The sequence below is a fragment of the Duganella sp. CF402 genome, from assembly GCF_900109645.1.
Taxonomy (GTDB): Bacteria; Pseudomonadota; Gammaproteobacteria; order Burkholderiales; family Burkholderiaceae_D; genus Rugamonas.
In genome coordinates, this window is record NZ_FOBG01000001.1 from 2,578,261 (window position 1) to 2,598,399 (window position 20,139).

A 20,139-nucleotide genomic window follows, 5' to 3' on the forward strand; every position below is an offset into this window, starting at 1 on the left:
AAGTTTTTGTTTAGCGTACGAGGCCTAGTTCAGCGGCTCGCTTGCCGTAGTCGTCCACGGCTTTCTTGACATAGGCCGCCAGCGCATCGCCGGTCAGCCCGAAGGGATATAAACCAGATGCGGCACGCATCTGCGCAAACTGCGGGCTGGCCAGCACGCGGTCGAAGTGAGACACCCAGTGCCGGTAATCCTCATCCGGTACGTTAGGCCCCATCCACACGCCGCGAATGATCGGCCACACCACATCGAAGCCCTGCTCGCGCGCGGTCGGCACGTTGGCCAGCACGCCCGGCAACCGCTGTTCGGACAGCACCGCCAGCACCCGCGTGTTGCCGCTGCCGGCGTACAGCGAGGCCTCGCTGGCGTCGCCCGACACCACATGCACAAAGTTGGCGTGCATGGCGGTGAAAGCTTCGCCGCCCCCCTCCAGCGCCACGAAGCGCAGCGCTTTCGGATCGATGCCGGCGCTCTTCGACAGCAGCGCCATCTTCAGCCAGTCCTGGCTGCCGATGGTGCCGGACACGCCGATCAGCACCTTCTGCGGATTGGCCTTCAGCGCCGCGACCAGATCGTGCAAGGTCTTGTAGGGCGAATCGGCGCGTACCGCGATCATGCCGTAGTCCGCACCCAGCGCCGCCACCCAGCGCACGTCCGACGATTTCACCTTGCCGAACTTGCCCTGGGCGAGATTCAGCAGCGAGCCGCCGGAAAACGCCACCAGCGTATTCGGCTCGGTGCGGCGGCGCGACACCAGCGAGTGCCACGCCACCGCGCCGATCCCGCCCGGCAGGTAGGTGATGTGCATGTCCGACGGCGGCGGATTGGGCGTCTCGCGCAGGCCGGCCAAGCCTTTCTGCGCCAGCTTGCAGGTCAGGTCCATCGCGCCGCCCGGTTTGGACGGCACGATGCACTCCAGCCCCGCCGCCTGGGCCGCCGCGCCGAACATCAGCGCGCAGATGAGTGCCAGCAGGGTTTTCATATCAGTAGCGGTGCTGCATGCCGATGGTCAGGCCGTGCTGGCTGGTGCCGTAGCCGGCGTCGTCGCGCGACAGGCCGGTGAACTGGCCATTGCGGGCTTTCGCGTAGGCCGCCGTCACGTGCAGGTCGGTGCGCTTCGACAGCGCGTAGCGGTAGCGCGCCACGTACATGGTCGGATCGGCGTCCTTGCCGGCGGCGACGTTCTTGACGTTGACGTGGTAGACCGCCCCGGTCAGCGTGGTGGCGCCGGTTTTGTAAGCCACGCCGCCCCAGGTGGTAGTGGCGTCGACATCGGCGGTGAGCGCCTTGCCGGCCACCAGCTTGTAGTCGCGCAGCACGGCCCACAGTTTCCACGGACCGGTTTCGTAATTGGCGCCGATGTGCCACACGGTGTTCTTGTCGCGATTGCCGGTGGCGACCACGGTGTTGCCGTTGTTGCGCTCCCAGGTCGCCATCAGGTTGGCGTCGCCGATTTTGTAGACGGTGCTGAAACCGGTCTTGGCACTGTCCTGGGTGCCGGTAGTTTGCTCGCCGGCCGCGTAGTTGGCGCCGATCTTCCAGTCGCCGAAGCTGCCGGCGTATTTGATGATGTTGTCGTACTGGGTGGTGAAGCCGTATTTGCTTGGACCGGTGGCCGGGCCGGAGGTGGCCCACGAGTAGAACGGTGCGAAGCCCATCGGGTCGAAGCCGATCACGGTGTCATACACGGTGGTGAAGGAGCGGCCCACCACCACGCGCCCGTAGGCGCCTTCCAGGCCGACGTTGGCCTGGCGCTTGAACAGCGCGCCGTCCTGCGCGCCGGTGTCCATCAGGATGCCGCCTTCGAGGTTGAACACGGCTTTCAGGCCGCCGCCCAGGTCTTCGCTGCCGCGCAGGCCCCAGCGCGAGGTGTTCATGCCGCCCGAGATCACGCGGGTCATGCTGCCGCCGGTCGGGGTCTGGTTGTTGGCGGTTTCCATGCCCACGTCCAGCAGACCGTAGACCTGTACATTCGATTGGGCGTGTGCGCTACCGGCGGCGGCGATCATCGCCACGGCCGCGATGGCCAAGGGGGATTTCTTCATGCGTGTCTCCATATGTAGTTTTTTTGTACCTGATTTCGCAATCAGTGCTGCCACTATAGGAGCGTCAATCTTTCAATTGCCTTTCAATGTCTCTTGCAGGCCACAAGCACGGCGGGGACTTCCCTTTTCGACGCGCCGGGGCCATGATGCTGGCCTTACCCTGCACTTATTTGAATGAACTGGCAAGTCCCCATGCGCATACTGTTAGTTGAAGACCACACTGAATTGCAGCATTGGCTGGCAAAGGCCCTGCGCGACGCCAATCTGGCGGTGGAATGCGCCGACAACGGCGCCGATGCGGACGCGCTGCTGCACACGCAGGATTACGCGCTGGTGATCCTCGACCTGACCTTGCCTCGCATGGACGGGCTGGATGTGCTCAAGCGCCTGCGATCGCGCGGTGGGCCGCGTGGCAAGACGCCGGTGCTGATCCTGACCGCGCGCGGCGGGCTGGACGATCGCGTGCAGGGATTGAATCTCGGCGCCGATGATTACCTGGCAAAGCCGTTCGAACTGGCGGAACTGGAAGCCCGCGTGAAGGCGCTGCTGCGGCGCAGCGTCGGCAGCGCGGTGGTGCACAGCTGCGGTGCGCTGAGTTTCGACACGGTGACACGCATGTTCAGCTACGCCGGCAATCCAATGGCGCTGACGCCGCGCGAGCACGCGGTGCTGGAAACCCTGATCACCCGCAGCGGCCGCGCCGTGGCGAAGGAAAAGCTGTTCGATGAAGTGTTCTCGCTGGGTGATGACGCCGGCATCGACGCCATCGACCTGTACATCCACCGCGTGCGCAAGAAGCTCGACATCCCCGGCCCCGATGCCGCCGTCATCACCACCCTGCGCGGCATCGGCTACGTGCTGCAGCCGCGTTCCGCCGTCGGCACGCCCGCCGCGCCGCGCTAAGCACCATGCCGCTGCTGCCCGCCCTCGCCCACCGTCTAGGCCTCGGCCCGGGCGCTGCGCCGGGTAGCTTGCGCGGGCAGCTGCTACGCTGGCTGCTCGGCCCCTTGCTGGTGCTGGTCGCGCTGAACACCTACTCGGTCTACCGCAACGCGCTGGACGCCGCCGATACCGCCTACGACCGTTCCCTGCTGGCCTCCACCCGCGCGCTGGCCGAACGCGTCTCCGTGGTCGACGGCAAAGTGGTGGCCGATGTTCCCTACGTCGCGCTGGACAGCTTCGAAACCGATACGCTGGGCCGCATCTACTACAAAGTCACCGGCATCGCCGGCGAAACCGTGTCCGGCTACGGCGACCTGCCGCCGGTGCCGACCAACGTGCCGCGCTCGGAGGCCTATCCGGCGCTGGTGCGTTTCTACCACGCCAACTACAACGGCCAGCCGGTGCGCATCGCCGCACTGCTGCAACCGGTGTACGACGACTCCATGCGCGGCATCGCGCTGATTCAAGTCGGCGAAACGCTGGAAGCGCGGCGCGTGCTGTCCAACCAGATCCTGTTCGACACGCTCGTGTGGCAGGCCCTGTTGCTGGCCGCCGTCGCGCTGCTGGTGTGGTTTGCCGTGCGGCTCGTGCTGCAACCGCTGATGCGCCTGAAAATCGCCGTCGAAACGCGCGGCCCGAACGACGCCTCCGACGTCGACCCGACGCTGGTGCACAAGGAAGTACGCCCATTGGTGGCTGCGCTGAACAGCTCGCGCCTGCGCATGCACATGCTGATCAACAGCCAGCGCCGTTTTATCGCCGACGCCTCGCACCAACTGCGCACTCCACTGACCGTGCTGAAAACCCAGGCCGAACTGGCGCTGCGCGAATGCGACCGCCCGGACACGGATCCGGTGGCGAGCAACGCGGCGCTGCGTGAAATCGTGGCCGGCATGGCCGCCACCACCGACTCCACCGTCAACCTCGCCAACCGCCTGCTGACATTGGCGCGCATCGAGCATCGCGTGGAAGACAGCACCGCGCCGGTCTCGCTGCGTGAGATCGCGCGGCAGGTCGGACTGGAACTGGCCATCGCCGCCGTGAGCGGCAACATCGACCTCTCGCTGGAAGCGGAACATGAAGGCATGGTACAGGGCCAGGCCTTGCTGCTGCACGAAATGCTGGCCAACCTGGTCGACAACGCGCTGCGCTACACGCCGTCCGGTGGCGCCGTCATCCTGCGCGTGCTGGAAGGCACCGATGGCGTCGCGCTCGAAGTCGAAGACAGCGGCCCCGGCATCGCCGCCGCCGAGCGCGAACGCGTGTTCGCCCCGTTCTACCGCGCCGCCGCCACACTGGAAATCAACCCCGCCGGCCACGGCCTGGGCCTCGCCATCGTGCGCGACATCGCCACCCTGCACCAAGCCACCATCACCCTCGACGACGCCAGCACCGGCCAAGGCCTGAAAGTACGCATCAGCTTCAACGCGGTAAAATAGCGTCCTGACCGTCAAGGATTAAGCCAATGATTACCAAAGAAGAAATGGTCGCGCTGTTCGCCGACATGAAGCAAAACGCCCCGTGGGATATCACCAAGCCGCTGCTGTGGGGGTATTTCTTTGCCGATGCCGACAAGGCCAAGCTGGAAACCGCGTCGACCGCGCTGCAAGCCAAGGGCTACCAACTGGTCGGCATTTACGACTCCAAGCCGGAAGCCGGCAACCCGGCCCTGTGGTGGCTGCACATTGAAAAAGTCGAGAAGCACACGGTCGACACCCTGCACGCACGCAACCAGGAGTTCTACAAGTTCGCCGAAGAACACCAGCTCGAATCCTACGACGGCATGGACGTCGGCCCGGCCGCATAAAGCGCGCCAGCTCCTTCAAAAACCGCAAGATCGGTCGAGTATGTCATTCCTGCGCATGTGACACTGGCGCTGCTACGGAGAACATGACAATGACGACGGCGGTTGAACACCATCAAGCACGGATGCAGCGGGTACTCGAGTACATCGATCAGCACCTCCATGACGATCTGAACCTGGAAACGCTGAGCAGTATCGCTGCCTACTCGAAATACCACTTTCACAGGCAATTCACGGCGACCTTCGGGTTGTCCGTGCATCGCTACATCCTGCTTGCCCGCATGAAGCGCGCTTCTTACCGTCTCGTGTATCGGGATACGCAAAGCGTCACGGCCATCGCGATGGATGCCGGCTACGCTGCGCCGGACGCCTTTGCCCGCTCATTTCGGCAACAATTTGGACAGTCGCCCTCGTCGTTTCGGAAGTCTCCCGACTGGGAGCCGTGGCATTCCGCCTTTACACCTCTCAACGACGCCAGGAGCAAACTCATGCAAAAGACCTTTACCAAGGATGATGTAACGATACGCGAGGTGCCGTCCACGCCTGTCGCGATCATGGAGCACCGGGGCGACCCGGCGGCGCTGGCGGCCACCATCCAGCGCTTCATCGCGTGGCGTCAATTGTTTAGCCTGCATCCGAGGACCCATCCAACCTTCAATGTCTGGCGCTCCGAAAGACGCCCTGAATCGCCGGCCGACTATAGCGTTGACCTTTGCGTCGGTGTGCCGTCATCGTTCGAGGTGAAGAGCGAACAGGTGACAGCCGGCGAGATTCCAGGCGGACGTTGTGCGGTGCTGCGTGTTGTTGGTAATACCGACAATCTGGAACCCGCCGCCCTTTTCCTTTATCGCGACTGGCTCCCCGCCAGCGGAGAAGAGGCGCGCGACTTCCCGCTTTACTGCCAGCGCCTGAGCTTATTCCCCGAGGTGCCGGAACATGAAGCGGTTGCGGAGCTGTTCCTGCCGTTGAAATAGCATCAGCCTTCCAGCTTGAACACGCTCACCACTTGCTGAAGGTTGGCCGCCTGCTCTTGCAATGAACCGGCAGCGGCGGCGGCCTGCTCCACCAACGCGGCGTTCTGCTGCGTGGTGCTGTCGATATCCGCCACCGCCAGGTTGACTTGCGCTATGCCGGAACTTTGCTCGCGGCTGGCCGACACGATCTCGCCCATGATGCCGGTCACCTGCTGCACCGAGGTCACCACCTTGTTCATGGTCGCGCCGGCTTCGTCCACCAGCTTGCTGCCGGCGTCCACCTTCTCCACCGAATCGCTGATCAGTTCCTTGATCTCCTTGGCCGCACCGGCCGAGCGCTGCGCCAGCGTCCGCACTTCCGACGCCACCACCGCAAAGCCGCGCCCCTGCTCGCCCGCGCGCGCCGCTTCCACCGCCGCGTTCAAGGCCAGGATATTGGTCTGGAACGCGATGCCGTCGATCACGCCGATGATGTCGACAATCTTGCGCGAGCTGTCCTTGATCGATTCCATCGTCTGCACCACGCGCCCCACCACCGCGCCGCCCTCGGAGGCGATGTTGGCCGCCGACTGCACCAGCTGGTTGGCCTGCTGTGCGTTCTCGGCGTTCTGTGTCACGGTCGCGGTCAGCTGTTCCATCGCCGATGCGGTCTCTTCCAGGCTGGACGCCTGCGCCTCGGTGCGCGCCGACAAATCGAGGTTGCCGCTGGCGATTTCGCTCGATGCGGTGGCGATCGTCTCGGTACTGTCGCGCACCTTGCGGATGGTGGTGTTAAGCGAGGCCACAAACCGGTTGAAGCCGTCGGCCAGCGCGCCCACCTCGTCCTGGCTCTCCACCGTCATGCGGCGGCTCAGGTCGCCATTGCCGTCGGCGATCTCGCCCAGCATCTGCGCCGCGCGCGCCACCGGCGCCGCAATCGCCGCGCTCACCAGAAACACCACGAACATGCCGATGCCGCCGCCCACCAGCCCGCCCACCAAGGCCGAGATGGTCAGCGAGCGCGTGACGTCGCCCAGCACCTCGGCCTCCGGCACTTCCGCAATCACGTACATATTCAGTTCCGGCACGAACGAGGCGGCCACCAGCCGCTTGCCGTCCGGCGCCTGGTAGCTGTCGCTGGTGTAGCGCTCGCTGCCAAGCAGCTTGCCGGTCAGCTCGGCGTTGAAGCCGGGCAGATCCTTCATATTGTGCTTGCCGTCGGCCAGCGCCGTCTCGCGATGAATAATCAGCGTGCCGTTCGGCCGCACCAGGTACACAAAGCCCGACTTGCCGACCTTGTAGCTGCGGATGGTCTCGGCCAGCTTGTCGACCGCCAGCCCGACGCTGGTGGTGCCGATCTTGCCGTCGCCCGCATCGAAGCGCACGTTGACGAACACGCTGTAGGTGTCGTAGCCCTTTTCCTTGTCGAGGTTGAGCGTGTAGGGCTTGCCGGTGGCGAGAAAGCCGTAGAACCACTGGTCGCCCGAGGCGCCCTTCTCCAGCGTGCGCTTGTAGCCGCTGTGATCGTAATACTTGCCGGTGGCGGCCGACACCCACGACACCGTGGCCGCGCCGGTCAGCTTGCGCACATTGTCGGCAAACGAACGCCACACCGGCAGGCCGTCGTCGGGCAGGCCGGCTTTTTCCCAGTTCAGCAAGAAGGTATTGGCAGCGATGGAACGCGCGGTGGCCAGCGGCACGCTGATCTGGCGCTGGATGTCGTTGCGGATTTCGCCCACCTCGGCCGGCAGCTCCTGCGTGATGACCCGCTGGCGGATGGTGTTGCCTGTCATGACCACGCTCAGCGTGGCGGAGATCGCCAGAAACAGCAGCAGGCAGAACGCCATGCTCAGCATCAGCTTGTTGCGTATGGACAGCCGGTTCAACCAGTTCGACATAAGCCCCTCCTTGCTTGCAAGGAATCCAGCGTAATCGAAAGACATGGCGAGATGCAACAAATTCATGCCAATCGAACAGGCTATCGCGGCTGTTTCGCCATATGATGCGGTCAACATAGTTCTTTTTTTAACTGCGATGCTCTCCAAACTGTCGTTTCGCCAGTTGCTGCTGGGCGTCTTTTTGCTGATTGCCGTGCTGCTGAGCGCCGCCTCGCTGCATGCCCTGTGGACGCTGGACCGCCTGGCCGCCCACAGTCGCGACAGCGGACGCCATGCGCTGGCCCTCACCGAACACACCCAGCAACTTGCCGAGCGCAGCGTGGCCATGAGCCGCAGCGCACGCCAGTACCTGGTGCTGGACGATCCTGCCTTCCTCAAACGCTACGCCGAGACCTGGCGCGAGGCCCAGGTCTCGCTCGACGCCGTGGCTGCCGCCCTGCCCAGCACGCCGGACGCGCTGTTCGAGCGCTGGCGCAACGCCGGCGCCCAAGCCTGGGACATCCTGCAAGCCCCGCCGCGCCCGCGCAGCGCGGCGCGCCAGCAGGCGCTGGAAAACGTGCTGGCGCCACTGCCGGCCGTGAACCAGCAGCTGGAAGAAGAGGTTAAACAAGAAGTCGAACGGCGCAACGGCGACCTGCTGGCCGAACTGGACCAGCGGCGCGGCGTGCTCAAGGCGCAGGTGATCGCCTCCATCTTGCTGGCGGCGCTGCTGGCGAGCGGCTTCGGCCTGTGGCTGTCGCGCCCGCTGGAACAGATCGAGCAAGCCATCGACACGCTGGGCGAAAGCCGCTACGACCAGCCGATCGCCGTGCCCGGTCCGAGCGACCTGCAGCGCGTCGGTCAGCAGCTGAACTGGCTGCGCCAGCGCCTGGCCGAGCTGGAAGCGGACAAGGCGCGCTTCCTGCGCCACATCTCGCACGAGCTGAAGACGCCGCTGGCGGCGCTGCGCGAAGGCGTGGCCTTGCTGGAAGACGGCGTGGCCGGCGCGCTGTCGCCCGACCAGCGCGAGATCGCCGCCATCCTCAACCAGAACACGGCGGCGCTGCAGTCGCAGATCGAAGCGCTGCTGCGCTACAACGCCGCCGCCTTCGACGCCCAGCACCTGCAACTGCAGCCGGTGGACGTCAACCACCTGCTGGCGCGCGCCATCGACAGCCAGCGCCTGCAATGGCAGGCCACCCGCCTGACCGTAGTGGCCGAAGGCGCGGCGCGCCCAATCAACGCCGACGCCGACAAGCTGGCCACCGCCATCGGCAACCTGCTGTCCAACGCCGTGCGCTTCAGCCCGGAGAACGGCCTGGTCAGCTTCCGCCTCGGCGAGCTGGACGGCAAGCTGCTGCTGGAGTGCCGCGACCAGGGACCGGGCGTGGCGGCCGAGGACGCGGCCCGCATCTTCGAACCGTTCTACCAGGGACAGCGCCAGCCGCCCGGCGCGCGGCGCGGCAACGGCATCGGCCTGTCCATTGTGCAAGAGTACGTGGCCGCGCATGGCGGTATCCTGAAACTGCTGCCCGCCGCGCAGGGCGCACACTTCCGCATCGAGCTGCCTTATGAACGCTAAGTCCTGCCTCCCTGTGCTGACCTGCCTGCTGCTGGCGGCCTGCACCCTGAACTCGCCGCTGCCGGATGATCCGGCGCCGCCGCCGGCACCGCCGCCGGTGGTGGAGAAACTGCCGGCGCCGCCGCCGCCGCCCGATGAAATCGGCCCGCTGCTCAGCTACCACCAGTCGCTACGGCGCATGAGCCAGGGCGAGCTGCTCAAGGAATTGAGCGGCCTCGGCCTGCAACAGCGCAGCCCACGCGTGGCGATCCAGATGGGCATGGCCCTGATGCTCACGCGCGGCGGCGGCGACCTGGCGCGCGCGCAATCGCTGCTCGACAGCGTGGCGACCTCGGCCGAGCCGGAGGCCGCGCCGTTCCGCCCGCTGGCCCAGCTGCTGTCCAGCAATTGCGCCGAAACGCGCCGCCTGGCCGAGCATGCCGACAAGCTGGCCGCGCAGCAAAAAGACAGCCAGCGCCGCATCGACCAGCTCAACGAGACACTGGAAGCGCTGAAAGCCATCGAGCGCACCCTGCCGGTCCGCCCGGCGCCAGCGCCGCAGGGGACGAGATGAGCCCGTCACAAGGACAAGGCGCCCACCTGCTGCTGGTCGATGACGACGACGACCTGCTGCGCCTGCTCTCGATGCGCCTGAGCGCCAACGGCTACCGCGTCACCGCCGTCGGCAGCGCCGAGGCCGCGCTGGCGCGGCTGTCGATCGAATTGCCGCGCCTGGTCATCAGCGACATCCGCCTGCCGGACCGCGACGGCATGGCGCTGTTCCAGGAAATCCGCCGCAGCCACCCGGCCCTGCCGGTGATCCTGCTGACCGCGCACGGCACCATTCCGGATGCGGTGGAAGCCACCACGCTGGGCGCCTACGCCTACCTGACCAAGCCGTTCGACGCCAAACTGCTGCTGGAGCGCATCGCCCAGGCGCTGAGCCTGGCAGCGCCAGCCGCACGCGCCATCGACGGCGACGAGCAGTGGCGTGCCGCCATCATCAGCCGCAGCCAGTGCATGGACGAGTTGCTGGCCGAAGCGCGGCTGGTGGCCGCCTCCGACGCCAGCATTTTGATCCGGGGCGAAAGCGGCACCGGCAAGGAACTGCTGGCGCAGGCCATCCACCGTGCCAGCCGGCGCGCGCAAGCGCCCTTCATCGCCGTCAACTGCGGCGCGATCCCGGAAGCGCTGCTGGAGTCCGAACTGTTCGGCCACGTCAAAGGCGCCTACACCGGCGCCCTGTCCAGCCGCGAAGGCCTGGTGCAGGCGGCCGACGGCGGCACCCTGTTCCTCGATGAAATCGGCGACATGCCCTTGCTACTGCAAGTGAAGCTGCTGCGGGTGCTGCAGGAGCGCGTGGTGCGCCAGCTGGGCTCGGACGTGGGACGGCCGGTCGATGTGCGCATCCTGTCCGCCACCCACCGCGACCTCGACCTCGCCATGCGCGAAGGCCAGTTCCGCGAAGACTTGTACTACCGCCTCAACGTCATCACCCTGACCTTGCCGCCGCTGGCGCAGCGGCGCGAGGACGTGGCGCCGATGGCCACCCAATTCCTGCAGTCGCTGGCCGCAAAATACGGCAAGACCGTGCACGGCTTCGCCCCCGATGCGCTGGAACTGCTGACCACCTCGGCCTGGCCCGGCAATGTGCGCCAGCTGTACAACGTGGTCGAGCACGTGTGCGCGCTGGCGACCGCGCCGCTGGTGCCCTTGTCGCTGGTGCAGCGGGCCTTGCGCGTGCCGTCGCTGGAAGTGTTGAGCTACACCGAGGCGCGCCGCCGCTTCGAGCGCAACTACCTGGTCCAGCTGCTGAAACTCACCGATGGCAGCGTCGCCGACGCCGCCCGGCTGGCCGAGCGCAACCGCACGGAGTTTTACCGCCTGCTGCAAAAGCACGAGCTGGACGCCAGCCTGTTCCGAGGCGATGTCGCCAGTGAGCGACAAGATGAAACGCCGAAAAATCAATGACTTAGCTCATGGCGGCACGAGCGTGTCGCCAAATCACGACAAAAATCAGGCAGTACAGCCAGAACAAAAACATAAGCCTTTGAATTTAAAGGTTAAATTGTTCTGGCACGCGGTTTGCATAGAGGTAGCTACCCTCAACTGAAATAAGGAAGCAAACCATGAAAACCAACCAACTGATCGCCCGCCTGATGATTGCCGCCGCACTGGGCACGACTGGCTTCGCCTATGCCCAGCAGGACGGCGCGCTGGCCGGCGCGGCCAAGGCCAGCACCACCGCTGACGACGCGATCACCAGCAAGATCAAGGCGTCGTTGGCCGATCAAAAGCAAATTGGCGTGACCACCGCCGATGGCGTAGTAACCCTGACGGGCACCGTGGCCAGCACCGATGCAGGCAGCAAAGCGATCCAGCTGGCGTCGGCCGTGCCGGGTGTGAAGGAAGTGAAGAGCGAACTGACCGTCGCTGCGAAGTAAATAGTTTCGTAGGACCCCGGGGCGTGCGTATGGGAGTACTGCGCCCTAACCCTTTCCGGACAGTGTGCGTAGACACTGTCCGGCTTTTTTTTGCCTGATCAGCTCAGGTTTTCCAGGCGGATCTTGGTGACGCTGCCGCACACGGTCGACAGGCCTTCCATCTTGGCGATGGCGGCGCTGACGTTCTTTTCCTGCGTCTGGTGGGTCAGGAAGATGATGTCGGTGCGGGTCTCGCCGTCGGCCGGCTCTTTCTGCAGCATGGCGTCGATCGAGATGCCGGCATCGGCCAGGATGCGGGTCAGGTCGGCCAGCACGCCCGGCTGGTCGCTCACGTTCATGCGCAGGTAGTAGCTGGTGGTGACTTCCGACATCGGCAGGATCTCGATGTTGGTCATCGCGTTCGGCTGGAACGCCAGATGCGGCACGCGGTGTTCAGGATCGGCGGTGGCCAGGCGGGTGATATCGACCAGGTCGGCGATCACGGCCGAAGCGGTCGGCTCCGAGCCGGCGCCCTTGCCGTAGTACAGCGTGGCGCCGACGGCGTCGCCCTGCACCAGCACCGCGTTCATCGCGCCTTCCACGTTGGCGATCAGGCGCTTCGACGGAATCAGGGTCGGGTGCACGCGCAGCTCCACGCCTTCCTTGCCGTTGACCTTGGCGCGCTTGGCGATGCCCAGCAGCTTGATGCGGTAGCCCAGCTGTTCGGCGTACTTGATGTCCACCGCGTTCAGCTTGGAGATGCCTTCCACGTGCGCCTTGTCGAACTGCACCGGGATGCCGAAGGCAATCGCGGCCAGGATGGTGGCCTTGTGCGCCGCGTCCACGCCTTCGATGTCGAAGGTCGGGTCGGCTTCGGCGTAGCCCAGCTCCTGCGCCTGCTTCAGCACGGTGGCGAAGTCCAGGCCCTTGTCGCGCATCTCGGACAGGATGAAGTTGGTGGTGCCGTTGATGATGCCGGCCAGCCAGTCGATGCGGTTGGCGGTCAGGCCTTCGCGCAGCGCCTTGATGATCGGGATGCCGCCGGCCACGGCCGCTTCAAACGCCACCATCACGCCCTTGGCTTGCGCCGCGGCGAAGATCTCGTTGCCGTGCACGGCCAGCAGCGCCTTGTTGGCGGTGACCACGTGCTTGCCGTTTTCGATCGCCTTCAGCACCAGCTCGCGCGCCTGCTCATAGCCGCCGATCAGTTCGACGACGATATCGATTTCAGGGTTGTTGACGATGTCCATCGGATTGGCTACCACGGCCACCTTGCCGCCGGTGCGGGTCTTGGCGCGCTCGAGGTTGCGGGCCGACACGGCCACCACTTCGATGCTGCGGCCGGCGCGGCGGCGGATTTCTTCCTGGTTGCGTTCCAGTACATCAAACGTACCACCGCCGACATTGCCGACGCCTAACAAGCCTACTTTGATTGGTTTCATAATAAATTCCAAAGATCTCTTTCGTCATTCCGGCGCAGGCCGGAATCCAAGCTGAGGCACCGAATTCGACGGCGTTCCTTGGATTCCGGCCTCCGCCGGAATGACGGGTTAAAAGCTGGCGCCGTGGCGCTTGCGGTAGCTTTCCATGAATTTGGCCATGCGGCCGAAGGCTTCCACCATATCGTCCGAGTTCGGCAGGAACACCACGCGGAAGTGATCCGGCGCGATCCAGTTAAAGCCGCTGCCCTGGACGATCAGCACTTTCGTTTCGGCCAACAGCTCATATGCGAACTGCTGGTCATCCGCGATCGGATAGATCTTCGGATCAAGACGCGGGAACATGTACAGCGCCGCTTTCGGCTTGACCACGCTGACGCCCGGTATCTCGGACAGCAACTGGTAAGCCAGGTCGCGTTGCTTCAACAGGCGCCCGCCCGGGCCGACCAAGTCGTCAATCGACTGGTAGCCGCCGAGCGCAGTCTGGATCGCAAACTGCCCCGGAGCGTTGGCGCACAAGCGCATCGAGGCCAGCATGTTGAGGCCTTCGATATAGTCTTTTGCGTGCGATTTTTCACCCGACACCACCATCCAGCCGGCACGGTAGCCGCAGGCGCGGTAATTCTTCGACAGGCCGTTGAAGGTCACGCACAGGATGTCGTCGCACAGCGAGGCGATCGACACGTGCTGGGCGCCGTCGTACAGCACCTTGTCGTAGATTTCATCGGCGTAGATGATGAGCTGGTGCTGGCGCGCCAGTTCAATGATCTGCAGCAGCAGCTCGACCGGGTACAGCGCGCCGGTCGGATTGTTCGGGTTGATGACCACGATCGCGCGCGTGTTCGGCGTGATCTTGCGGCGCATGTCCTCGATGTCGGGATACCAGTCCTGCTGCTCGTCGCAGATGTAGTGCACCGGCTTGCCGCCGGACAGCGACACCGCCGCCGTCCACAGTGGATAGTCGGGCGCCGGCACCAGCACTTCGTCGCCGTTGTTGAGCAGCGCGTTCATCGACATCACGATCAACTCGGACGCGCCGTTGCCCAGGTAGATATCCTCGATCGACACGCCACGGATATTCTTGCCCTGCGTGTAGTGCATCACCGCCTTGCGCGGCGCGAACATGCCCTTGGAATCGGTGTAGCCGGCCGCGTTGGACAGGTTGATCTTCATGTCCTGCACGATCTCGTCCGGCGGATCAAAGCCGAACACGGCCAAGTTGCCAATATTCAACTTGGTGATCTTGTGGCCTTCTTCCTCCATTTGCCGGGCTTTTTCCGGCACCGGGCCGCGGATCTCGTAGCAGACTTCCGCCAGTTTGTTCGATTTTTGAATCGGTCGCAAAATAAAATCCTGTTTATGTGAGGCAAACTTCTCTGACCTGCCAAAACACCCGGCGCCGGCCCGTGCTGCAATGCGAAAAGAACCATTCTGCCGAAAGGCCCTGATTTAATCAACCTTTCATCTTTAAAACGCTACAATGATGCTTCTTTTGCTGTTTAAACACCGTTTCCTGCCATGAAGCTCCATCAAAGCGATACCCAAAAATACCAGACCGTCACCGGCTACGACGAAACCGGCGTGGAAATCAACGCCGAGCGCTATAACTACAGCCTGGTTGTGCTGCCGGAAACCCCGCCGCGCGCCTGGAATGCGCCCTCGTTTGAAGCGCTGACCGCCGAACATTTCGATCTCATCGGCCAGGACAACCCGGACGTGGTCATCCTCGGCACCGGCGCGCGCCAGCGCTTCATCCACCCGAAGCTGACCGCCGCGCTGACCATGCGCCGCATCGGCGTCGAATGCATGGACAGCCAGGCCGCCTGCCGCACCTACAACATCCTGATGGGCGAAGGCCGCAAGGCGGCCCTGGCTTTGGTAATCGACGCTGACGAGGGCAAAAGCGCCTGATGAACGACCTGTACAATTCTAAAAAATTTACCTGGGGACTGTTGGCGGCATTCGCCATGATCTGGCTGTACGTGCTCGGCATCCGCACGCTGGTGCCGCCCGACGAGGGCCGCTACGCCGAAATGGCGCGTGAAATGTGGTCCAGCGGCGACTGGATCACCACCCGCCTGAACGGCATCAAATACTTCGAGAAGCCGCCACTGCAAACCTGGATGAACGCGCTGTCGTTCGGCCTGTTCGGCTACGGCGAGTGGCAGGCGCGCCTGTGGACCGGCTTGTGCGGCCTGGGCGGCGTGCTGTTTACCGGTTATGCGGCCAAGCGCGTGTTCGGCGCCCGCGCCGGCTTCTACGCCGCGCTGGTGCTCGGCTCCAGCCTGTTCTGGGTGGCTTCCGGCCAGATCGATTCGCTCGACATGGGCCTGTCCGGCATGATGACCATCGCCCTGTGCGCCATGCTGGTGGCCCAGCGCGACGGCGCCACGCCGGCCGAGCAACGCAACTGGATGCTGCTCTGCTGGGCCGGCATGGCGCTGGCGGTGCTGGCCAAAGGCTTGATCGGGCTGGTGCTGCCGGGCGCGGTGCTGGTGCTGTACACCGCTCTGTCGCGCGACTTCGCCATCTGGAAGCGCCTGCACCTCGGCAAGGGCTTGTTGCTGTTCTTCGCCATCGCCGCGCCGTGGTTCGTGCTGGTGGGGCTGAAGAACCCGGAGCAGCCGCACTTCTTCTTCATCCACGAACACTGGGAGCGCTTCTTCCTCAAGACCCACCACCGCGAAGGCCCGTGGTGGTACTTCCTGATGATGCTGGTGCCGGGCCTGATGCCGTGGCTGGGCGTAGCGCTGCAAGCGCTGGTCAACGGCGTCAAGCGCGACCAGCAGGCGGTGTTCCAGCCCAAGCTGATGCTGGTGATCTGGACCGTGTTCATCACCTTCTTCTTCAGCTATTCCAGCTCCAAGCTGCCGGGCTACATCCTGCCGGTGTTCCCGGCGATGGCCATGCTGGCCGCCGTCTACCTGGAAAACGCCTCGCGCCTGAACCGCAGCCTGGCCGCCGGCCTGCTGATCCTGGTCGGCCTGGGCGGCCTGGCCGCCGTGCCGCAGATGGTCGAGATGGCGGTGCGCCATCCGGACGAACGCGCGCTGCTGGAAGCCTACCAGCCGTGGGTGCTGACCGCCGCCATCGTCGCCACCGCCGGCGGCGCGCTGGCGCTGCTGCATGCGCGTCACCTGCGCCGCGACCTGGCCGTGCTGACGATGGCCATCGCCGGCTTCGTGTCGGTGCAGCTGATCCTGACCGGCTTCGAGCCGTACGGAAAAATGCGCGCCGGCAAGACGCTGGCGCTGAAAATGCTGCCCGAACTGAAGGCCGATACGCCGATCTATTCGGTCAGCACCTACGAGCAGTCGATGACCTTCTACCTGAAGCGCACCGTGGTGCTGGTCGATTACTGGGACGAGTTCACCTTCGGCCTGCGCCAGCAGCCGGAGCTGTCGATCCCGACCATCGACGGCTTTGTCGAGAAATGGAAGCAGCACAGTGCCGACAACGTCAAGGCAATGGCCATCATCAGCAACGAGGCCCACGAAGTGCTGAAGAGCAAGGGCGTGACCATGCGCGTGGTGGCGGAAGACACCCGCCGGCTGGTCATTACCAATCTGTAATGAACAAAACCATAAAATGAATATCGCAACTTTTGGCTTCATTGTTTTCGGCGTGCTGCTCAACGCGGTGGCGCAATTGCTGCTCAAGGCCGGCGCCCGCAACGTCGGCGAAATCCACCTGACTTTGAGCAATCTGGTCAGCGTCGGCTTGCGGGTCGCAACCCAGTTGCCCATTATTGGCGGGCTTACTTGCTACGTGCTGTCGGTGGTGCTGTGGATTATTGCGTTGTCGCGCGTCGATGTTTCCGTGGCTTATCCAATGCTGTCGCTGGGCTACGTGGTGACCGCCATCGGCGCCTGGTATCTGTTCGGCGAAGCGCTGTCGGTACAGCGCTTGCTTGCCATTTTCGTCATCCTGATTGGAGTGGCGTGGCTGGCGCGCACCTGACGAACACTTTAGAATTGCGGCCAACCGTTTTATATAAAACTACCATAACAAAGCAAACCACCTCATGAGTGCTGATCTGCCTTTCCTGCCATTTTCCAAGCCTACGATAGACGAGGCCACCATCACCGCCGTGGGCGACGTCCTGCGTTCGGGCTGGATCACCAGCGGCCCGAAAGTGGCCGCCTTCGAAGCCCAGATGTCGGAATACTTCGGCGGCCGCCCGGTGCGGACCTTCAACTCCGGCACCTGCACGATGGAAATCGCATTGCGCATCGCCGGCATCGGTCCCGGCGATGAAGTCATCACCACGCCGATTTCGTGGGTGGCCACGGCCAACGTCATCATCGAGGTGGGCGCAACGCCGGTGTTTGCCGATATCGATCCGGCCACCCGCAACATCGACCTCGACAAGCTGGAAGCGGCCATCACCCCGCGCACCAAGGCCATCATCCCGGTCTACCTGTCCGGCCTGCCGGTCGACATGGACCGCCTGTACGCGATCGCCAACAAGCATAATCTGCGCGTGGTGGAAGACGCGGCGCAAGCCTTCGGCTCGGAATGGAAAGGCCAGCGCATCGGCGCGTTCGGCGACTTCGTCTCGTTCAGCTTCCAGGCCAACAAGAACATCACCACCGGCGAAGGCGGCGCGCTGGTGCTGAACAACCTGGAAGAGGCCAGGCTGGCCGAGAAGTATCGCCTGCAAGGCGTGACCCGCAGCGGCGTGGACGGCATCGACGTCGACGTATTGGGCGGCAAGTACAACATGAGCGACATCATGGCCGCCATCGGTCTGGGCCAGTTCGCCAATATTGAAAAGATCACCGCGCACCGCCGCACGCTGGCGCGCCGCTACTACGAGCAGTTCGGCGCCGACTTTGAAGCACGGTCCGGCGCGCAGCTGCCGCTGCAGGCTTTTGACTCGAGCAACTACCACCTGTTCCAGATCATCCTGCCGGACAACGGCCCGACCACGCGCGCCGACTTCATGAACGCGCTGAAGGACCGCTTCAACATCGGCACCGGCTACCACTACGCGCCGATTCACTTGTTCACCATGTACCGCGAGCGCGGCTTCAAGGAAGGCATGTTCCCGGTCGCTGAAAAGATCGGCCGCCTGACCGTCACCCTGCCGATGTTCTACGCCATGACCACTGCCGACGTCGACCGCGCGGTCGCCGCCGTGAAAGCGATCCTGATCAAATGACCGCAATGCTGATGAAACCTGAAATCTCCGTCGTCATCCCGATCTACAACGAACAGGCCGGCCTGGCCGCCCTGTTCGCACGCCTGTACCCCGCGCTCGACAAGCTGGGCGCCAGCTACGAAATCGTGTTCGTCAACGACGGCAGCCGCGACAACTCGGTGTCCATCCTGGCCGAGCAATTCCGCCAGCGCCCGGACGTCACGCGCGTGGTGCTATTCAATGGCAACTACGGCCAGCACATGGCCATCCTGGCCGGCTTTGAAGCGTCGCGCGGCGAGATCATGATCACGCTTGACGCCGACCTGCAAAACCCGCCGGAAGAAATCGGCAATCTGGTGGCCAAGATGCGCGAAGGCTACGACTACGTCGGTTCGATCCGCCGCAAGCGCCAGGATTCGGCATGGCGCACCTATGCCTCCAAGGCCATGAACAGCCTGCGCGAGCGCATCACCAACATCAAGATCACCGACCAGGGCAATATGCTGCGCGCCTACGGCCGCAACGTGGTGGACCTGATGAACCAGTGCGCCGAGGTCAACACCTTCGTGCCGGCGCTGGCCTACCGCTTCGCCCGCAAGCCGACCGAGATCACGGTCGAGCACGAGGAGCGCTCGGCCGGCGAATCGAAATACTCGCTGTACAGCCTGATCCGCCTGAACTTTGACCTGGTGACCGGCTTCTCGCTGGTGCCGCTGCAGTTCTACTCCATGATGGGCATGCTGATGTCGCTGTTGTCCGGCCTGCTGGTACTGGTGCTGCTGGTGCGCCGCCTGTTCCTCGGCGCCGAGGCGGAAGGCGTGTTCACGCTGTTTGCCATCACCTTCTTCTTCATGGGCGTGATCTTGTTCGGCATCGGTTTGCTGGGCGAGTACGTGGGCCGCATCTTCCAGCAGGTGCGCGCGCGTCCGCGCTACGTGGTGCAGACCATCCTGCAGCAAAAGCCGGGCGAATCGGTCGACATGCCGCCGCCGGGCGTGGAAAAACGTACCGTGGGCCGTGGCCATGACTGATCTGGAGCCGCGCAAGCGCGCCGTCGTCTTTGGCTACCACAATGTCGGCGTGCGTTGCCTCAAGGTCTTGCTGGCCGGCGGCGTCGACGTGGCGCTGGTGGTCACCCATGAGGACAGCGCCAGCGAAAACATCTGGTTCGAATCGGTGATCTCGCTGTGCGAGGCCGAGGGCATTCCCTACATCACGCCGGCCGACGCCAGGTCGCCTGAACTGCTGGCGCAGGTGCAGGCCGCCCGGCCGGACCTGATGTTCAGCTTCTACTACCGCCACATGCTGCCGGCCGAACTGCTGGCGGTGGCGCCGGCTTTCAATATGCACGGCTCGCTGCTGCCGGAATTCCGCGGCCGCGCGCCGGTCAACTGGGCGGTGCTGCATGGCGCCACCGTGACCGGCGCCACCCTGCACGAGATGACCGTCAAGCCGGACGCCGGCGCCATCGTGTCGCAGATGGAAGTGCCGATCCTGCCGGACGATACCGCGCACGAAGTGTTCGGCAAGGTGCAGGTGGCGGCCGAGCAGGCGCTGTGGCGCGTGCTGCCTTCGCTGCTGGACGGCACGGCGGTACGCCTTCATAACGACCTCAGCAAAGGCGGCTATTTCGGCGGCCGCAAGCCGGAAGACGGCCGCATCGACTGGAGCCAGCCGGCCCAGCAGGTCTACAACCTGCACCGCGCCGTGGCGCCGCCGTATCCGGGCGCCTTTACCGACCTGAACGGCGTACGCTATGTGATCCAGCGTGCCCGCCTGAGTAGCCATTTAAGCAACGTAATTTATCTCAGTTTGCCACTGGGCTTGGCGGTGGTAGATAATTGCATCTTTGGCGTCTGCGGCGATGGCCGCGTGCTGACGATTTCCTCCCTGACGGCTGACGGCGAACCGATCACTGCAGAACAATTACAAGCCCGCCTGGCGGCATAAGAACA

The 20,139-nt window shown here is 64.2% G+C and carries 19 protein-coding genes; 14 read left to right on the forward strand and 5 right to left on the reverse strand.

The genetic code is table 11. From position 1 onward, the window contains the following. Nucleotides 1–10: 10 nt before the first annotated feature. Nucleotides 11–979 (reverse strand): Bug family tripartite tricarboxylate transporter substrate binding protein, encoded by a 969-nt coding sequence (locus tag BMZ70_RS11555; protein WP_092273929.1) that lies wholly within the window; start codon nucleotides 977–979, stop codon nucleotides 11–13. 1 nt (nucleotide 980) lies between these two features. Then, nucleotides 981–2,042: a porin gene (locus BMZ70_RS11560; RefSeq protein WP_092273932.1), complete on the reverse strand. Its 1,062-nt coding sequence runs from the start codon at nucleotides 2,040–2,042 to the stop codon at nucleotides 981–983. 192 nt (nucleotides 2,043–2,234) lie between these two features. On the opposite strand from BMZ70_RS11560, the gene BMZ70_RS11565 reads away from it, so the two are divergent. From BMZ70_RS11565 to BMZ70_RS11580, 4 genes are all read left to right on the forward strand, one after another. Continuing rightward, nucleotides 2,235–2,945, forward strand: a complete 711-nt coding sequence (locus BMZ70_RS11565) for a response regulator (RefSeq protein ID WP_092273934.1) — start codon at nucleotides 2,235–2,237, stop codon at nucleotides 2,943–2,945. 5 nt (nucleotides 2,946–2,950) lie between these two features. Next, nucleotides 2,951–4,423, forward strand: coding sequence for a sensor histidine kinase (locus BMZ70_RS11570; RefSeq protein ID WP_092273937.1), 1,473 nt, complete (start codon nucleotides 2,951–2,953; stop codon nucleotides 4,421–4,423). A 26-nt stretch (nucleotides 4,424–4,449) separates the two neighbouring features. Next, nucleotides 4,450–4,791: a ribonuclease E inhibitor RraB gene (locus tag BMZ70_RS11575; RefSeq protein ID WP_092273940.1), complete on the forward strand. Its 342-nt coding sequence runs from the start codon at nucleotides 4,450–4,452 to the stop codon at nucleotides 4,789–4,791. Between the two features lie 89 nt (nucleotides 4,792–4,880). Beyond that, nucleotides 4,881–5,762: an AraC family transcriptional regulator gene (locus BMZ70_RS11580; protein ID WP_092277770.1), complete on the forward strand. Its 882-nt coding sequence runs from the start codon at nucleotides 4,881–4,883 to the stop codon at nucleotides 5,760–5,762. A gap of 2 nt (nucleotides 5,763–5,764) precedes the next feature. Here the strand turns inward: BMZ70_RS11580 and BMZ70_RS11585 are convergent, their stop codons facing one another. After that, on the reverse strand, nucleotides 5,765–7,639 hold the full coding sequence (locus tag BMZ70_RS11585) for a methyl-accepting chemotaxis protein (protein ID WP_165403486.1): 1,875 nt from the start codon (nucleotides 7,637–7,639) through the stop codon (nucleotides 5,765–5,767). A gap of 136 nt (nucleotides 7,640–7,775) precedes the next feature. Between BMZ70_RS11585 and BMZ70_RS11590 the strand changes: the two genes are divergently transcribed. The 4 genes from BMZ70_RS11590 to BMZ70_RS11605 all read left to right on the forward strand — a co-directional run bounded on the left by BMZ70_RS11590 (nucleotide 7,776) and on the right by BMZ70_RS11605 (nucleotide 11,623). Continuing rightward, complete coding sequence (locus BMZ70_RS11590; RefSeq protein ID WP_092273943.1) at nucleotides 7,776–9,200, forward strand: sensor histidine kinase; 1,425 nt, start codon at nucleotides 7,776–7,778, stop codon at nucleotides 9,198–9,200. Then, nucleotides 9,190–9,753 (forward strand): hypothetical protein, encoded by a 564-nt coding sequence (locus BMZ70_RS11595; protein WP_092273946.1) that lies wholly within the window; start codon nucleotides 9,190–9,192, stop codon nucleotides 9,751–9,753. The genes BMZ70_RS11590 and BMZ70_RS11595 overlap by 11 nt, the downstream gene beginning before the upstream one ends. Next, complete coding sequence (locus BMZ70_RS11600) at nucleotides 9,750–11,150, forward strand: sigma 54-interacting transcriptional regulator (protein WP_092273948.1); 1,401 nt, start codon at nucleotides 9,750–9,752, stop codon at nucleotides 11,148–11,150. The genes BMZ70_RS11595 and BMZ70_RS11600 overlap by 4 nt, the downstream gene beginning before the upstream one ends. A gap of 158 nt (nucleotides 11,151–11,308) precedes the next feature. Then, nucleotides 11,309–11,623, forward strand: coding sequence for a BON domain-containing protein (locus tag BMZ70_RS11605; RefSeq protein ID WP_092273950.1), 315 nt, complete (start codon nucleotides 11,309–11,311; stop codon nucleotides 11,621–11,623). Between the two features lie 98 nt (nucleotides 11,624–11,721). Here BMZ70_RS11605 and BMZ70_RS11610 read toward each other — a convergent pair whose 3' ends face one another. Both BMZ70_RS11610 and BMZ70_RS11615 read right to left on the reverse strand, forming a co-directional pair. Further along, nucleotides 11,722–13,044 carry a homoserine dehydrogenase gene (locus BMZ70_RS11610; protein WP_092273953.1) on the reverse strand — a complete coding sequence of 441 codons (1,323 nt, stop codon included), beginning with the start codon at nucleotides 13,042–13,044 and terminating at the stop codon, nucleotides 11,722–11,724. Nucleotides 13,045–13,152: 108 nt separating this feature from the next. After that, complete coding sequence (locus BMZ70_RS11615) at nucleotides 13,153–14,385, reverse strand: pyridoxal phosphate-dependent aminotransferase (RefSeq protein WP_092273956.1); 1,233 nt, start codon at nucleotides 14,383–14,385, stop codon at nucleotides 13,153–13,155. Between the two features lie 174 nt (nucleotides 14,386–14,559). Here BMZ70_RS11615 and BMZ70_RS11620 point away from each other — a divergent pair, with 174 nt between their 5' ends. From BMZ70_RS11620 to BMZ70_RS11645, 6 genes are all read left to right on the forward strand, one after another. After that, nucleotides 14,560–14,952 carry an Mth938-like domain-containing protein gene (locus BMZ70_RS11620; protein ID WP_092273959.1) on the forward strand — a complete coding sequence of 131 codons (393 nt, stop codon included), beginning with the start codon at nucleotides 14,560–14,562 and terminating at the stop codon, nucleotides 14,950–14,952. Continuing rightward, on the forward strand, nucleotides 14,952–16,613 hold the full coding sequence (locus tag BMZ70_RS11625) for a glycosyltransferase family 39 protein (RefSeq protein WP_092273962.1): 1,662 nt from the start codon (nucleotides 14,952–14,954) through the stop codon (nucleotides 16,611–16,613). The genes BMZ70_RS11620 and BMZ70_RS11625 overlap by 1 nt, the downstream gene beginning before the upstream one ends. Nucleotides 16,614–16,629: 16 nt before the next feature. Next, nucleotides 16,630–17,001: an SMR family transporter gene (locus BMZ70_RS11630; protein WP_092273965.1), complete on the forward strand. Its 372-nt coding sequence runs from the start codon at nucleotides 16,630–16,632 to the stop codon at nucleotides 16,999–17,001. A gap of 64 nt (nucleotides 17,002–17,065) precedes the next feature. Beyond that, the gene (locus BMZ70_RS11635; protein WP_092273968.1) at nucleotides 17,066–18,205 is read left to right on the forward strand and encodes a DegT/DnrJ/EryC1/StrS family aminotransferase; all 1,140 of its coding nucleotides are present in this window, start codon (nucleotides 17,066–17,068) and stop codon (nucleotides 18,203–18,205) included. Nucleotides 18,206–18,216: 11 nt separating this feature from the next. Next, on the forward strand, nucleotides 18,217–19,215 hold the full coding sequence (locus tag BMZ70_RS11640) for a glycosyltransferase (protein WP_092277774.1): 999 nt from the start codon (nucleotides 18,217–18,219) through the stop codon (nucleotides 19,213–19,215). Then, complete coding sequence (locus BMZ70_RS11645) at nucleotides 19,208–20,134, forward strand: formyltransferase (protein WP_092273971.1); 927 nt, start codon at nucleotides 19,208–19,210, stop codon at nucleotides 20,132–20,134. Before BMZ70_RS11640 ends, BMZ70_RS11645 begins: the two co-directional genes overlap by 8 nt. Nucleotides 20,135–20,139: the final 5 nt, after the last annotated feature.

What these genes read in the sequence shown, in the direction of transcription:
- BMZ70_RS11575 (WP_092273940.1), top strand. Translation starts at nt 4,450, where the DNA reads ATGATTACCAAAGAAGAAATGGTCGCGCTGTTCGCCGACATGAAGCAA.
- BMZ70_RS11580 (WP_092277770.1), top strand. Translation starts at nt 4,881, where the DNA reads ATGACGACGGCGGTTGAACACCATCAAGCACGGATGCAGCGGGTACTC.
- BMZ70_RS11645 (WP_092273971.1), top strand. Translation starts at nt 19,208, where the DNA reads ATGACTGATCTGGAGCCGCGCAAGCGCGCCGTCGTCTTTGGCTACCAC.
- BMZ70_RS11620 (WP_092273959.1), top strand. Translation starts at nt 14,560, where the DNA reads ATGAAGCTCCATCAAAGCGATACCCAAAAATACCAGACCGTCACCGGC.
- BMZ70_RS11555 (WP_092273929.1), bottom strand. Translation starts at nt 979, where the DNA reads ATGAAAACCCTGCTGGCACTCATCTGCGCGCTGATGTTCGGCGCGGCG.
- BMZ70_RS11635 (WP_092273968.1), top strand. Translation starts at nt 17,066, where the DNA reads ATGAGTGCTGATCTGCCTTTCCTGCCATTTTCCAAGCCTACGATAGAC.
- BMZ70_RS11565 (WP_092273934.1), top strand. Translation starts at nt 2,235, where the DNA reads ATGCGCATACTGTTAGTTGAAGACCACACTGAATTGCAGCATTGGCTG.
- BMZ70_RS11560 (WP_092273932.1), bottom strand. Translation starts at nt 2,042, where the DNA reads ATGAAGAAATCCCCCTTGGCCATCGCGGCCGTGGCGATGATCGCCGCC.
- BMZ70_RS11600 (WP_092273948.1), top strand. Translation starts at nt 9,750, where the DNA reads ATGAGCCCGTCACAAGGACAAGGCGCCCACCTGCTGCTGGTCGATGAC.
- BMZ70_RS11590 (WP_092273943.1), top strand. Translation starts at nt 7,776, where the DNA reads ATGCTCTCCAAACTGTCGTTTCGCCAGTTGCTGCTGGGCGTCTTTTTG.
- BMZ70_RS11570 (WP_092273937.1), top strand. Translation starts at nt 2,951, where the DNA reads ATGCCGCTGCTGCCCGCCCTCGCCCACCGTCTAGGCCTCGGCCCGGGC.
- BMZ70_RS11630 (WP_092273965.1), top strand. Translation starts at nt 16,630, where the DNA reads ATGAATATCGCAACTTTTGGCTTCATTGTTTTCGGCGTGCTGCTCAAC.
- BMZ70_RS11640 (WP_092277774.1), top strand. Translation starts at nt 18,217, where the DNA reads ATGAAACCTGAAATCTCCGTCGTCATCCCGATCTACAACGAACAGGCC.
- BMZ70_RS11585 (WP_165403486.1), bottom strand. Translation starts at nt 7,639, where the DNA reads ATGTCGAACTGGTTGAACCGGCTGTCCATACGCAACAAGCTGATGCTG.
- BMZ70_RS11595 (WP_092273946.1), top strand. Translation starts at nt 9,190, where the DNA reads ATGAACGCTAAGTCCTGCCTCCCTGTGCTGACCTGCCTGCTGCTGGCG.
- BMZ70_RS11610 (WP_092273953.1), bottom strand. Translation starts at nt 13,044, where the DNA reads ATGAAACCAATCAAAGTAGGCTTGTTAGGCGTCGGCAATGTCGGCGGT.
- BMZ70_RS11625 (WP_092273962.1), top strand. Translation starts at nt 14,952, where the DNA reads ATGAACGACCTGTACAATTCTAAAAAATTTACCTGGGGACTGTTGGCG.
- BMZ70_RS11605 (WP_092273950.1), top strand. Translation starts at nt 11,309, where the DNA reads ATGAAAACCAACCAACTGATCGCCCGCCTGATGATTGCCGCCGCACTG.